The sequence below is a fragment of the Actinospineispora spinosispora DSM 44797 genome, from assembly GCF_000429025.1.
GTDB lineage: Bacteria > Actinomycetota > Actinomycetes > Mycobacteriales > Pseudonocardiaceae > Pseudonocardia > Pseudonocardia spinosispora.
Window position 1 is genome coordinate 14343 of the sequence record NZ_KE386840.1, and the last position, 13767, is coordinate 28109.

The following is a 13767-nucleotide window of genomic DNA, read 5'->3' on the forward strand; positions in this document are numbered from 1 at the left end:
CGCAACGTATGTTCTGCCCGGATACGCCGTCAAGCGTGCTGTTCCTGCGCGTGGGCCCGTCCTGGGGCAGAGTGTCGAACGAGGGGCCGCCGGACTCGTCGGCGGTCAGCTCGGCGACCTGGAGGAGCGTGCGGGTGACGCTGCAGTCGGACGTGACGAAGCCGGTGGATTTCTCCCTTGCCGAGCGGTACCGGGCGGGCGCGGGCCCGGTCCTGCTGACCGGTGTTCAGGCGATCGGGCGGCTGCTGGTCGAGCAGCACGAGGCCGACGCGCGAGCCGGGCTGCGCACCGCGTCGTTCGTGTCGGGATACCAGGGCAGCCCGCTCGGCGGCCTGGACAAGACCCTCGCGGGCGCTCCGGAACTCCTCGACGCCGCGGGACTGAAGTTCGTCCCCGCCGTCAACGAGGAGCTGGCCGCGACCGCGATCTGGGGCAGCCAGGTCGAGGTCACCGGTCGCCGTCGCGGCGTGGACGGCGCGGTGGGCGTCTGGTACGGCAAGGCCCCGGGCGTGGATCGGGCCGGTGATCCGATGCGGCACGGCAACATCTGTGGCGCCGACCCGCGCGGCGGCGTCCTGGTGCTGGCCGGCGACGATCCGGCGTGCAAGTCCTCGACGATCCCGTGCATCAGTGAGCGGGCGCTCGCCGGGTTCGGGCTGCCGGTGCTGTTCCCCGGCAGTGCCGAGGAGATCGTGCGGCTGGGGCGTTACGGCGTAGCGCTGTCCCGGGCGTCCGGGCTGTGGGTCGGGATGAAGATCGTCGCCGACGTCGCCGACGGGGTGTGGACGGTCGACGGGTCGGTGTCCGACGTCCCGATCACCGTGCCCGAGCTGGACTGGCAGGGCAGGCGGTGGGAGTACGAGCAGGTCCCGATGCTGCTGCCGCCCGCGTCGGTGCGTGCGGAGGAGCAGCTCTACGGGCCGCGCTGGGCGATGCTGCGCGCGTTCCTCGACGCCAACCCGATCAACACCGTCGAGGTCGACACCCCGGAGGCCTGGCTGGGCATCATCGCGGGCGGCAAGGCGTTCCACGACGTACGCCAGGCACTGTTCGATCTCGGGCTGGACGACGACGCACTGCGCCGCTCGGGTATCCGGCTGCTGCGGCTCGGCATGATCCACCCGATCCAACGCGACCTGGTCCGCCGGTTCGCCGAGGGCTTGGACACGGTGCTGGTCGTCGAGGAGAAGACCGCGTTCGTCGAGTCCGCGATCCGGGACGCGCTGTACCGGCTGGCGAACGCCCCGGAGGTCATCGGGTCGACCGACGCACAGGGCGCACCGCTCATCCCGGAGTTCGGTGAGCTGACCGCGGGCACCGTGACCGGCCCGCTGCGCCGGGTCCTCGCGGCCCGTTCCGAGGTCGCGGACCGGCTGGCACCGCCGGACCTCGCCTCGCGCCCCGTGCTGGAGCTGTTGCCGGTCAGTCGCACGCCGTACTTCTGCTCCGGCTGCCCGCACAACACCTCGACGAAGCTGCCGGAGGGGTCGATCGCGGGCGGCGGCATCGGGTGTCACGCGATGGTGGCGATGGCGCAGCGGCCCGGGACCGAGGTCAGCTCGCTGACCCAGATGGGCGGTGAGGGCGCGCAATGGATCGGCCAGGCCGCGCTGCTCGACGGCTCGGACGGGCCGGTGCACATGTTCCAGAACATCGGCGACGGGACGTTCGCGCACTCCGGCCAGCTCGCCGTGCAGGCCTGTGTCGCCGCCGGTGTGTCGATCACCTACAAGCTGCTCTACAACCGCGCCGTGGCCATGACCGGTGGGCAGGACGCCGAGGGCGGCCTGGAAGTACCCGCCTTGACCCGCAAGCTCGCCGCCGAGGGCGTCGCGCGGCTCATCGTGTGCGCCGACGAACCGGAGCGCTACCGCACCCTGGAGCCGCTCGCCGACGGTGTCGAGCTGTGGCACCGCGACCGCCTGGACGAGGCACAACGGGTGCTCGCCGAGGTATCGGGCGTGACCGTGCTGATCTACGACCAGCGGTGCGCGGCGGAGTCGAGGCGGCTGCGCAAGCGCGGCACGATCCCGATCCGGCCGACCCGGGTGGTGATCAACGAGGCGGTCTGCGAGGGCTGCGGCGACTGCGGCGTGCAGAGCAACTGCCTGTCCGTGCAGCCGGTGGACACCGAGTACGGCCGCAAGACCCGCATCGACCAGACGTCCTGCAACACCGACTACTCCTGCCTGAAGGGCGACTGTCCCTCGTTCGTCACCGTCCAGGTTCCCTCGGGTGGCGCGCGGCCGGCGCGGACCCGCCGCCCGGAGCCGCCCGAGGTCCCGGACGTGCCGTGGCAGGTGCCGAGCGGCACGGTGGACGTCTTCCTGGCCGGCATCGGCGGTACCGGGATCGTCACGGTGAACCAGGTGCTCGGCAGCGCCGCGGTGCGCGACGGGCTCGCGGTGCACGGGGTGGACCAGACGGGGCTGTCCCAGAAGGCCGGTCCGGTCACGTCGCACCTGCGGGTCGCGGCCGGCGCGGACCAGCTCGCCCCGGCGAACCGGGTCGGGTCCGCCCAGGCGCGCTGCTACCTGGCGTTCGATGCTCTCGTCGGCGCGGATGCCAAGAACCTGGCGTACACCAGTGCGGACGCGACGACCGCCGTGGTCTCCACCAGCGAGGTGCCGACCGGCGCGATGGTGCGGGACGCCTCCGTTCGCGCTCCCGGCGGCACGGCGTTGCTCGACCGGATCGCCGGCTCCGTGGCGGACCTGGTGGCCGTCGATGCGTCCGCGTCCGCGCAGGCGCTCTTCGGCGATGCGATGCCGGCGACGTTCCTGCTGGTCGGGGCCGCCTACCAGGCCGGCGCCCTGCCGTTGTCGGCCGAGGCGATCGAATGGTCGATCGAGCTGAACGGTGTCGCGGTCGCGGCCAACACCGCCGCGTTCCGCTGGGGCCGGGTCGCGGTCGCCGATCCGGCGGCGTTCGCGGAGGCCACCGGTGCCTCCGGGCCCGTCGAGTCGGCCCCGGCACCACTGCCCGCCGGGCTGGAGTTGGGTGAACTGGCCGGCGAGACCCGCAGGATCGCGCAGGTCAGGGCCGCGTCGCTGGTCGGCTTCCAGAACGTCGCCACGGCCCGTCGCTACCTGGACCAGGTGCGTGCCGCCTGGCGGGCGGAGCGGGCGGTCGCGGGGGAGCGGACCGAGTACAGCGAGGCTGTCGCCAGAGGCCTGTTCAAGCTCACCGCGTACAAGGACGAGTACGAGGTCGCCCGGCTGCTCACCGACCCCGAGTTCGAGCGGCGGCTCGCCGCCGAGGTCCCCGGCGGGACGAAGATGCGCTACCGCCTGCACCCGCCGGTGCTACGCGCGATGGGCCGCGACAACAAGATCGCGTTCGGCCCGTGGCTGCGGCCGGTGCTGCGGACGCTGGCGAAGGGTAAGCGGCTTCGCGGCACCCCGCTGGACCCGTTCGGCCGTACCAGCATCCGCCGGTTGGAACGTGAGCTGCGCGATTCCTACACGACCATGATCGCCCGGCTCTCCAGCTCACTGACCAGCGCGAACTACGACACGGCGACAGCGGCCGCCGACGCGGCCGACCTGGTCAGAGGCTACGAAGAGGTGAAAACAGCGAACGTGGCCCGCTACCGTGCCCGCCTCGCCGAGCTCGGCATCGACCAGCCCTCGCTCGATGAGGCTAATGGGACTCTGCGTGACAAGCCCTGGCGCACCTCGTGAGTGTTGAGTGTGGCTATGGCCACACTCAACACTCACGAGGTGATCAGCGAGCTAGCGGCCGAGGGCGCTCCACCAGTCGAGGTCCGGTGGGGTGCTGACCGCGAAGCGCTCGCCGGGCATCGGGACCGCGACGCGCGCGTCCGAGCGGTCCGCCGCCTCCAGCAGCCGGTGCACGGGCTCGGACCAACCGTGGAAGCCGAGGTTGAACGTCGCCCAGTGGACCGGCACCAGCAGGCCGCCACCCAGGTCACCGTGCGCCCGGACAGCCTCCTCCGGCGTCATGTGCATGTCGGGCCACTCGTCGTGGTAGGCGCCGATGGGCAGCAGGGTCAGGTTGAACGGGCCGAACCGGGCGCCGATCTCCGCGAACGCGGGTGTGTAGCCGGTGTCACCACCGAAGAACACCCCGTGCTGCGGCCCGGCGATCACCCAGGACGACCACAGCGTCGTGTTGCGCGACAGCCCGCGGCCGGAGAAGTGCCGGGCCTCGGTGCAGGTGAGGGTCAGCTCGCGGACCCTGGCCTGGCCGTTCCAGTCCAGCTCGACGACCCGCTCGGCGGGCACGCCCCAGGACCGCAGATGAGCACCGACACCGAGTGGCACGACGAACGGCGCCGGTCCGCGCCGGACCAGCTCGCGCACCGTGGGCAGGTCGAGATGGTCGTAGTGGTCGTGGGAGATGAGCACCGCGTCGATCGACGGCAGCTCGTCGAGGCCGGCGGGCACCGGGTGCAGCCGTTTGGGGCCGAGCAGCGCGGACGGTGACGCGCGGTCGCTCCACACCGGGTCGACGAGGACCCGCCTGCCGTCGATCTCGATCAGCGCGCTGGAGTGGCCGTACCAGGTGACCGCGAGCTCGTCGGCGACCGTGGGGTGGTGGGGGACGACCATCGGGACCGGGCCGGACGGCGTGCCGGTGTTGCCCCTGGTCAGCATGGACACCAGCACCGAGCCCGCCCTCGCGGGCTGCAGCATCGCGCTGGGCAGGGTGTTGCGGAACTCGCGGTTGCCGTACCGGGGCGAACCCGTCGCGATCTGCTCGATGGCCGTCGCGGAGGCGCCGATCGCCGTCGGGATTCCCCATGCGGCTCGGGCCAGCAGTCCCATCCCGGCGGTCGTGGCGCCGAGCACAGTGGCGCGCAGCACGGTAGTGGTCAGGGAGCGCAGGGCGCGAGCATGGTGGACTAACGGCACGGTTCCAGAGTAGAGCGCGCGCGAACGCCGCTCCGTGGGGATCGAACCAAGGGTTAAGGGAGCGTGAAATCGCGTGCTCGATGGTGTTGGTGGGGCGGAGATCGATCCCAGGATTCTCGGCAGGCTCTCGACCATCCCGGTGGACTCCTGCCTCGGTGTCGAACCGGTGTGGGCGGGGGCGGACAGCGTCCGGCTGAGGGCTCCGATCCCACGTGGCTCCGCGCTCGCCGAGGACGTCGGCCCGACGGTCACCCTGGCGGCGATCGCCGACGCGGCAGGCGGCTGGGCGATGGCGCAGGCCCAGGGACTGGGGCTGAGCGGTCCGACGATCGAGCTGCGGGTCGACCACGCCGCGCCGCCGGTGGCCGAGGCACGATGGATGATCGCCGAGTCCTCGCTGCGGTACATGAAGGCCGACGCCGGTTACGTCACCGTCGAGGTCACCGACGAGGCCGGTCGGCCGCTCGGCCACGCGCAGGGACATTTCGTGATGCTCCCGCCGGACGCCGACGCGGGTGAACCGCTGCCGGTGTTCGACGACGTCGAGCTCGACCGGCCCGAGCCGCTGCTGGCCGCCGTCGTCGCCGGTTCCGGTGATCCGTCGAGCTGGACGACCGTGGCGTCCCGGCAGCTGTCCAACCCTCGGGCGCAGGTGCACGGCGGTGTGTTGATGGCGATCGGACAGGTCGCGCAGCGGCGCGTGCAGCTCGTCGACGTCGAGGACCCGACGACGCTGGCGCCGCTCAGTGTTCAGGTGGAGTACCTGCGGCCGGCGATGGCCGACGGCGGCGAGCTGCGCTGCCGGACCGAGTACGTGCGACGGGGCCGGCGGTTCCGGACCCTGCGCACCGACCTCGTGCGTGGCGACGGCAAGATCGCCGCCGTCGTCACCGGCCTGTGGTCCATGAGGTCGTAGTGACGGCAGTGAATCGGCCGCGACACCCGGTCAAGATCATGCGACGAGTGGTCGGATTACCGCTGTAAGCGGCCAAGCGGTGGACTCGTCACCCATTTGGCCGCTGAAACACTGTCTTGGATCGCTCAAAGTGATGAGCAACCCTTTCGATACATGATCCCCGTCGTGAAAGGGTGACCGCCGGTGGCTCTTCGGGTTCACCGGAATGTACGAGCAACCTTTTGTCGAGATAGTTCGCTACCCACAGTTAAGGGTAGTCGGTGTGATTGCGGCGTAAAACGGTCTAGCTTTCTGGCTGTCGGTACGGGCTCCCCAGTACCTACCGGCACCCCTCGGAGATGGCATCCGCGCCATCAACGGAGCCATCACGCACAGAGCTAGGAGACTCCCTCGTGTTCAAGAAAGCCGGAATCGTCGTTGCAGCAGCCACCGCAGGCATGCTCGCGCTCAGCCCGCTCGCGTTCGCCGGCGACTACGACGGCGACAGCGGCGACCACGGGCACAGCCGGCACCACGGCGGCCACGACCGTGACCGCGACCGCGACGGAGACCGGGTCAACGCGCAGTCGGGGCTGGTGAACCTGCAGAACGTCGGAGTTCAGGCGCCCGTCCAGCTGTGCAACAACAGCATCCTCGGCGGCGTGCTGGGCATTCTGTCCAGCGGCCAGAGCAACAGCGACCGCCACGACGGCAAGTGTGGCCAGAGCAACAGCAGTGACGACTGAGTAGAGCTGCTGAAATAAATCCGCGACAGGCGCCGGGTCGGATGACCCGGCGCCTGCTCGTATTGGGACAATCGGGTGATGCGGACCGCACCCTTCTTTGGTCGAAACCCGACGGTCCGATTCGTGTTGGCGGCGATTCTGCTGATCGTCCTGGTGGCGAGCGGGATAGTGCTGGTCGGGTACACCACACGGGTCGGTGGCAAGCCAACCCCGGCCGGCCCGGCGGTCGGCGCCGCACCGAGCGCGAGTCCCAGTGCGAGTCCCAGTGCGAGCCCGTCACCCGCTCCGAGTGCGGCTCCGGTTCCCCCCGCGGTGGCGGCGCCGCCGCCACCCGTGCCGGCGCCGGCGCAGGTGCCGAAGGCTCCGGTGGGAGCCGGCAAGGGTGCGGAGAGCGCGCCCCAGGGTTCTCAGCCCGAGGGCAAGGTTCCGTCCGTGCCGTCGGTGCCGACCGCTCCCGACGGGCACAGGTGGCCGGAGAACCTGCCGGACCCGAAGGAGTACGAGAACGGCCGCCACGGTCCGTCGCCGTTCGCGCAGCGGTGCCGTACCGGTCAGATCCCGGCGTACCTGTGCGAGGGCTTCCCGAAGGGCTGAGCGCACACCCCTTTACGTTTTTGAATTCAACTGGTCATACTGGCGAGTATGCGGCGCACCGGCTTCACCTCAGAGCACGACGACTTCCGGCGGATGATCAGGGACTACCTCGCGCGCGAGGTGGTTCCGGTGTTCGACGACTGGCTGTCCGAGGGGATCGTGCCCCGGAGCTTCTTCCAGGGCCTCGGCAAGCTGGGTGTCATCGGGATGGCGATGCCGGAGGAGTACGGCGGCGGAGGTCAGGCCGACTTCACCTACAACGCGATCCTGAACGAGGAGGCCTCGCGCGCCCTGGTCTCGCTCGGCTCGTTGCGGGTGCACCTGGACATCGTGATCCCGTACTTCATGGAGTACGCGACCGAGGAACAGCGTCAGCGCTGGTTCCCCGGCCTGGCCGGCGGTGACCTGCTCACCGCGATCGCGATGACCGAGCCGGGCACCGGCTCCGACCTCGCCGGCATGAGCACCACGGCGGTGCTCGACGGTGACCACTACGTCCTCAACGGTGCCAAGACGTTCATCACCGGCGGTGCCCAGGCCGACCTGCTGATCGTGGTGGCACGCACGTCGCGCGACGAGACCAACCGGCGCCACGGGTTGAGCCTGCTGGTCGTCGAGGACGGCATGCCGGGCTTCACCAAGGGACGCAACCTGGAGAAGATCGGGCTGAAGGTGCAGGACACCGTCGAGCTGTCCTTCGAAGACGTACGGGTTCCGGTGGCGAACCTGCTCGGCGAGGAGGGCAAGGCGTTCGGCTACCTCGGCCACAACCTGCCGCAGGAACGGCTGACCATCGCGATCGGCTCGCTCGGCGCCGCGAAGGCCGCGTTGGAGACGACCGTCGCCTACGTCAAGGGGCGCAAGGCGTTCGGCAAGCCGGTCGCGGAGTTCCAGAACACCAAGTTCGAGCTCGCGGCGGTCGCCACCGACATCGAGGCGGGCCAGGCGATGCTGGACCGTGCGCTGATCGAGCACGTCGCGGGCGAGCTGAGCGCGATCGACGCGGCGAAGGTCAAGCTGTACTGCACCGAGCTGCAGGGCCGCGTCGTCGACCGCTGTCTGCAGCTCTTCGGCGGCTACGGCTACATCCTGGAGTACCCCATCGCCCGGCTCTACGCGGACGCTCGGGTCACCCGGATCTACGGCGGCACCAGCGAGGTCATGAAGACCATCATCAGCAAGGGGCTGGGCCTCTAGACGCATCGCGCACCCTGTGGTCACACCGCGCTAGGTGCACATGGCGCGGTGTGGACTCAAGGTGCGCGGTGTCGGCACTCAGGCCATGCCGGAGGCCGCCAGCGGGTCGAAGCCGGTGCTCCGGAACAGATCGTGCAGCTGGCGGCGCCGGACGCCGATGTTGCCGCCTTCGATGACCGGGTAGGCGAGGGCCTCGTTGAGGTGGCGCAGCAGCGGGAAGTCCTTGTCGTACGCGGACACCCCGACGACCCTCATCAGGCTGGTGATGACCTCGACGCCGGTCTCGGAGCCGAACACCTTCGAGTGCAACGCCCACTCGAGGGCCGACGGGTGCTGGGACAGTGCGGCATCCAGTGCGCGCCAGGCCAGCAGCCGGGCGGCCTCGATCTTCCCCTTCGCGTCGGCGAGGGCGTCCGAGACGGCCTGGTGCTCGATGATCGGGCCCGGGCCACCGCGCTTCTCGCTCAGCGCGAAGCGGTAGGCGATGTCGAAGGCCTGCCGCATCGCCGCGACCGCGAAGATGCCGATGGACGCGCCGCTGCCGATGAACGCGTTGCGGGTCAGCGCGACGCCCTGGCCCTCCTCACCGAGCAGGTTGGCCCTGGGCACCCGCACGTCGACCAGGTTGATGCGCGCGGTGAGGCACCCGGCGAGGCCGGGAAGGTCGTAGACGTGTTCGGTCTCGATGTGGCCGGCGAGCTGCTCGCGCTCGGCGACGATGAGCGAGACCCCACCCGGCGTGCGGCAGACGACCGTCATGACGTCCGGGCCGTCGCCGTCCCAGCCGGGCAGGTGCGACGCCCACGCCTTACTGCCGTTGATGACCCAGTGGTCGCCGTCCGCGACCGCGGTGGTCCGGGTGCCCTCGGCGGGGGCCGGGGCGTCGAAGTTGGCGCTGCCGCCGGGCTCCGAGTAGGCCATGGCCGCGACCGGGGCGCCGGTGTCGGCGAGGAACGGCGCGACGAAACGCTGGATCTGCTCGGGTGTCCCCACCTCGTAGACCGGGGCGAGCGCGATGAGCGGGCCGGCCATGGAGATCACGAAGTCGGGGCTGTGGGCTGCCCATTCCTCGATCAGGATCGCCGCGTCGACCCCACCGCCGCCGATTCCGCCGAACGGCTGCGGGATGAGACCCTTCAGGAAACCGGCCTGGACCGCCTTCTCGAACACCGGGCGAGCGAGATGGGCCCGGCGCAGCGGGTCGGGCTCGGCACGTACCGCATCGGCGAGATCGCGCAGGTTCGCCTCGGCGAACTGGCGCGCACCGTGCTTGAGCTGCTCCTGCTGCTCGGACAGCGAGAACGAGACGGACACCGTGGACCTCCGGGGTGGGGCAGGGGAGACCAGCTTTCCGTGATCAGTCTCCGCTGTCTTGTCCGTGCGTGCCGATCGACTGTGCAATCGGTGCAGCCCGGACCTCACTCGGTGTGCAGCCGAACTCCCTGCGGAACGCCCGGCTGAACGAGGCGGGGTCGTCGAAGCCCACCGAGGCGGCGATCGCCGTGATCGTTCCCGGTGTCGTCGGGTCGGCCAGCAACGTGGCGCACCGCTCCAGGCGCAACCGGCGGACCGTGGCGGCGAACGTGCGCTCGCCGCCGACGAACGCGGCGTGCAGCGTTCTCGGTGCGATTCCCAACCGGGCACACACGCTGGCCACCGACAGCGAGGAGTCGCCGAGCCGGTTGCGGACATGCCGCAGTACCTCGGCCCGCAACACCGCGCGGGGCTGGTCGGCGAATGCCGAAGCGCCCACCGAGGCGGCGGCGACGGCCGAGGCGAAGGCGTGCCCCAGCTCCGCCGACGCCGCCGAGCCCGCCGGCAGCTCGACGTCCCACAGCGAGGTCATCATCGAACCGACGACCCCGCCTGCCCCGTGTCCACCGTCGACCGGTTCGGCGAGCGCGGGGCGCGCACCACCCAGCCGAGCGGTCAGCAGATCGCGTGGCAGCCGGAAGGAGATCATCCGCCAGCGCTCGTCGAAGTCCAGGTAGTACGGCTCCGTGGTGTCCAGGACGGTGAACTGCCCCGGTCGAACGACCGACTCGGTACGCCCCTGCCGGGCCCGGCACCGGCCCGCGACCTGCAGGTTCACGAAGAAGAACGCACCGTCGGTGCGGGCCACCTCGCGTGGGCCGTGCGCCGTCTCCTGCGGCTGTGACCAGATGCGGGCCCGCACCATGTCGTGCAGCTCGCGGGTCTCCACCCGCGCGGCGAACCCCGGCCCGGATGCCGCGCTTCGCGGGACCAACGGGACGAAGGCCTGGCAGATCACCTCGTGCCAGTAGCCGAACTGCTCCCCGTCGGCGCGGTCGGTGACATCCCAGACCGACGTGGTAGGAGTCATCTGCTCAGGCTAGTTCGACCAGGGGCACAGCACATACCCGTGAGTGGCGAGTGGTCCCATGGGACCACTCGCCACTCACGGGTTTTTGGGTCAGACGAGCTCGACCAGGGTCGCGTTGGCGGTGCCGCCGCCCTCGCACATGGTCTGCAGGCCGTACTGGATGTCGTTCGCGCGCATGTGGTGGATCAGCCGGGTCATCAGGATCGCGCCGGATCCACCGAGCGGGTGACCGACGGCGATCGCGCCACCGAGGGGGTTGAGCCGCTCCTGGTCGGCGCCCAGCTCGACGGCCCAGGCCATCGGCACCGGCGCGAACGCCTCGTTGACCTCGTAGGCACCGATGTCACCGATCGACAGCCCGGTGCGGGACAGCAGCTTCTCGGTCGCCGGGATCGGTCCGGTCAGCATCATGATCGGGTCCGCGCCGCTCACCGCACCGGCCTTGTACCGGGCGATCGGGGTGAGGCCCAATTCCTTGGCCTTCTCCGGGGTGGTGACCAGCAGCGCGGCGGCACCGTCGGAAATCTGTGAGGCGTTGCCCGCGTGGATGACGCCGTCCTCGCTGAACGACGGCTTGAGCTTGGCCAGGGTCTCCGGGGTGGTGCCCCGGCGCAGGCCTTCGTCGGTTTCGAAGACGCCGGTCTCGGTCGGCACCGGGACGATCTGGTCGGTGAACGCGCCCGCGTCGATGGCCGCCGCGGCGAGCGCGTGCGAGCGGGAGGCGAAGCTGTCCAGGTCGTTGCGGGAGAAGCCCCACTTCTGGGAGATCAGCTCGGCGCCGGTGCCCTGGTTGAACTGGAAGTTGTCGTAGCGCTCGAGCACCTTCGGTCCGTACGGCTGCCCGGTGGTGCGCGCGGCACCCAACGGAACGCGGCTCATCGACTCGACCCCACCGGCGACGACCACGTCGTACTGGCCGGCGATGACACCGTGCGCCGCCTGCTCCAGTGCGGCCTGGCTGGACCCGCAGGCGCGGTTGACGGTGATGCCCGGAACGGTCTCCGGCCAGCCGGCGGCGAGCACCGCGTAGCGGCCGATGTTGCTGGACTGGTCGCCGACCTGGCTGACACAACCCCACACGACGTCATCGACGATGCCCGGATCGATGCCCGTCCGCTCGATGAGCGCGGTCAGCACGTGCGCGGACAGGTCGACCGCGTGTACCCCGGCCAGCGAACCGTTGCGCTTGCCGATGGGGGTACGTACGGCCTCGACGATGACGGCCTCGGGCATGACGGGTCCCTTCCTAGTCTTCCGGTGAATCGACGAAGTTCGGTATGCGGCGCTGGAGACGGGCACGCATCGCCTCGCGCTGGTTCGGGCTGCGCGCGATCAGCTCGGCGGCGTGGCGTTCGGCGGCGAGCCCGTCGCCCATCGAGACGTGCCACGCGCTGTCCAGCAGCGACTTCGCGGTGCGCACGGCGTCCGGGTTGCGCTTGGCGATCTCCCTGGCAAGCATCATCGCGGCGTCCCGGGGCTCGTCGTCGACGCGCGTGGCGAGCCCGATCCGCAGTGCTTCCTCGCCCGTGATGACCTGGCCGGTCAGCGTCAGCTCCATCGCCACGTCCATGCCGACCAGACGGGGTAGCAGCTGCGTGCCCGCCATGTCCGGGGTCAGCCCCCAGCGCACCTCGGCGACGCTCAGGATGGTCTCCGGCGCGACGATCCGGATGTCGGCCGGCAACGCCAGCTGCAGGCCACCGCCGAAGGCGGGGCCGTTGAGCGCCGCGATCACCGGCGCCGGAACGGTGCCCCAGACACACGCCGCTCGTTGGGACCGGCTCAGCTCGACCAGCTGGTCGTCCGGTTCCAGCAGCTCGTCACCCGGGGAGTAGTCGTCTTCGTACGGGTTGACGTCGTTCTCGAGCTCGGCGAGCGCAGCGTAGTCGAGACCCGCGCAGAACGCGCGTCCCTCACCGGTCAGCACCACCGCGCGCACCGTCGGGTCCCTGCGGATCATCAGGCCGACCTCGAGCAGGTCGTCGAACATCTCGATGTTCAGCGCGTTGAGCTTGGCCGGACGATTCAGGCGCACCTCGGCGACACCATCACCCAGGGTGGCCCGCACCGTGTCGTGCCGGCCGGCGAGAGTCGTCTGGCCCAATGACATCACGTTGCTCGCATTCGAGTTCGACAGCAGTGCCGAGCTCATCTTTCCACCCGTTCCAGGTGGCCAGGCGCGATTACCGCGGACTCGGATTGATCGAATACCCCGCGTCGGCGCAGTTCGTCGATCACGGTCCGCGCCATGCGCGCCGCGCGCTGCACCACGATCGTCCGTGCGGCGTCACCGTCCCGGCGTTCGATCGCGCCGAGCTCCTCGCGGTAGAGCGGGAGCATGTACTCCTTGTGGTCGGGGCAGGCCAGCCAGAACGCGGTCGGCATGAACCCCTGGAACGTGCCGATCGCGGCGCGCAACCTCGGACCGGCGACCTCCTGGTTGATCGCCCTGCGGAACTCCCAGACGATGTTCTCGAACTCCGCCGGATCTCCGGCGTCCGCGACCTCGGCCATCTCCTCGACCAGGGCGTGCAGCCTGGTGAGGAACTCCTCCGTCGGGTCGCCCGCCGCGCGCGCCGAGGCGATGCCGCTGAGCATGCCGTAGATCTCGTAATGCTCCCGGACCACGTCCGCGTCGAAGCGTTCGAGGAACACGCCGCGGTGGTACGGGATGCTGACGATCCCGTCGCGCTCCAGCTGGTTGACGGCCTCTTGGACCGGGACGCGGCTCATGCCGAGCGACGTGGCGATCTCGGTGCGGTCGATCCGGTCGCCGGGGCGCAGGCTGCCGTCGAGGAGCCCGGACACGATGTGCGCAACGGCGACATCCTTGTCCTTGACGCCGTAGCGCTTGGGCATGTCGCTCCTCGGTCCGACTTTGAATTCAAGTTGCCTCATGGTGCCACGCCGAGGTCTCCGCGCGCGAGGGGTGTGTCCTACCCCTCGCGCCGATCCTGTGGTCCTCTGTCGCCGCGAGTCACCCCGCAGGGGTCCAGTGCGAAGCCGGCTCCGCTCCGCCGGTCTCCCCGAAGGGGGTTCAGTGCGATGCACTGCAAGAAACGCAGGGGGCGAGGCAGAAAGCGACCGGACAGGCGCGCGTCAGCGACGGCAGCG

11 protein-coding genes are annotated in these 13767 nt (G+C 70.3%); 5 read left to right on the plus strand and 6 right to left on the minus strand.

Annotated elements, in window-relative coordinates; genetic code table 11:
• The first annotated feature begins 35 nt into the window (after positions 1-35).
• Entirely contained in the window at positions 36-3683 is a 3648-nt protein-coding gene (locus G406_RS53450) for an indolepyruvate ferredoxin oxidoreductase family protein (RefSeq protein WP_245607452.1), read from the plus strand.
• Between the two features lie 51 nt (positions 3684-3734).
• Here the strand turns inward: G406_RS53450 and G406_RS0143550 are convergent, their stop codons facing one another.
• Entirely contained in the window at positions 3735-4877 is a 1143-nt protein-coding gene (locus G406_RS0143550; RefSeq protein WP_245607453.1) for an MBL fold metallo-hydrolase, read from the minus strand.
• Between the two features lie 73 nt (positions 4878-4950).
• On the opposite strand from G406_RS0143550, the gene G406_RS0143555 reads away from it, so the two are divergent.
• The 4 genes from G406_RS0143555 to G406_RS0143570 all read left to right on the plus strand — a co-directional run bounded on the left by G406_RS0143555 (position 4951) and on the right by G406_RS0143570 (position 8309).
• A complete protein-coding gene (locus G406_RS0143555) occupies positions 4951-5793 on the plus strand; it encodes a PaaI family thioesterase (protein WP_028938773.1) in 843 nt (280 codons plus the stop codon).
• Positions 5794-6185: 392 nt separating this feature from the next.
• Positions 6186-6518, plus strand: coding sequence for a hypothetical protein (locus G406_RS0143560; protein WP_028938774.1), 333 nt, complete (start codon positions 6186-6188; stop codon positions 6516-6518).
• 123 nt (positions 6519-6641) lie between these two features.
• Positions 6642-7112, plus strand: a complete 471-nt coding sequence (locus tag G406_RS0143565; protein ID WP_156935481.1) for a hypothetical protein — start codon at positions 6642-6644, stop codon at positions 7110-7112.
• Between the two features lie 48 nt (positions 7113-7160).
• The gene (locus G406_RS0143570; protein WP_028938776.1) at positions 7161-8309 is read left to right on the plus strand and encodes an acyl-CoA dehydrogenase family protein; all 1149 of its coding nucleotides are present in this window, start codon (positions 7161-7163) and stop codon (positions 8307-8309) included.
• A 78-nt stretch (positions 8310-8387) separates the two neighbouring features.
• Here the strand turns inward: G406_RS0143570 and G406_RS0143575 are convergent, their stop codons facing one another.
• The 5 genes from G406_RS0143575 to G406_RS53455 all read right to left on the minus strand — a co-directional run bounded on the left by G406_RS0143575 (position 8388) and on the right by G406_RS53455 (position 13512).
• A complete protein-coding gene (locus tag G406_RS0143575; protein ID WP_028938777.1) occupies positions 8388-9623 on the minus strand; it encodes an acyl-CoA dehydrogenase family protein in 1236 nt (411 codons plus the stop codon).
• 43 nt (positions 9624-9666) lie between these two features.
• Positions 9667-10653 (minus strand): AraC-like ligand-binding domain-containing protein, encoded by a 987-nt coding sequence (locus G406_RS0143580; protein ID WP_028938778.1) that lies wholly within the window; start codon positions 10651-10653, stop codon positions 9667-9669.
• 90 nt (positions 10654-10743) lie between these two features.
• A complete protein-coding gene (locus G406_RS0143585) occupies positions 10744-11886 on the minus strand; it encodes a thiolase family protein (protein ID WP_028938779.1) in 1143 nt (380 codons plus the stop codon).
• A gap of 13 nt (positions 11887-11899) precedes the next feature.
• The gene (locus G406_RS0143590; RefSeq protein ID WP_245607454.1) at positions 11900-12805 is read right to left on the minus strand and encodes a crotonase/enoyl-CoA hydratase family protein; all 906 of its coding nucleotides are present in this window, start codon (positions 12803-12805) and stop codon (positions 11900-11902) included.
• Complete coding sequence (locus tag G406_RS53455) at positions 12802-13512, minus strand: GntR family transcriptional regulator (protein ID WP_037081604.1); 711 nt, start codon at positions 13510-13512, stop codon at positions 12802-12804. The genes G406_RS0143590 and G406_RS53455 overlap by 4 nt, the downstream gene beginning before the upstream one ends.
• Positions 13513-13767: the final 255 nt, after the last annotated feature.

Excerpts from the sequence above, each read along its gene's own strand:
- G406_RS0143570 (WP_028938776.1), top strand. The coding sequence starts at position 7,161 with ATGCGGCGCACCGGCTTCACCTCAGAGCACGACGACTTCCGGCGGATG.
- G406_RS0143580 (WP_028938778.1), bottom strand. The coding sequence starts at position 10,653 with ATGACTCCTACCACGTCGGTCTGGGATGTCACCGACCGCGCCGACGGG.
- G406_RS0143585 (WP_028938779.1), bottom strand. The coding sequence starts at position 11,886 with ATGCCCGAGGCCGTCATCGTCGAGGCCGTACGTACCCCCATCGGCAAG.
- G406_RS0143590 (WP_245607454.1), bottom strand. The coding sequence starts at position 12,805 with ATGAGCTCGGCACTGCTGTCGAACTCGAATGCGAGCAACGTGATGTCA.
- G406_RS53455 (WP_037081604.1), bottom strand. The coding sequence starts at position 13,512 with ATGCCCAAGCGCTACGGCGTCAAGGACAAGGATGTCGCCGTTGCGCAC.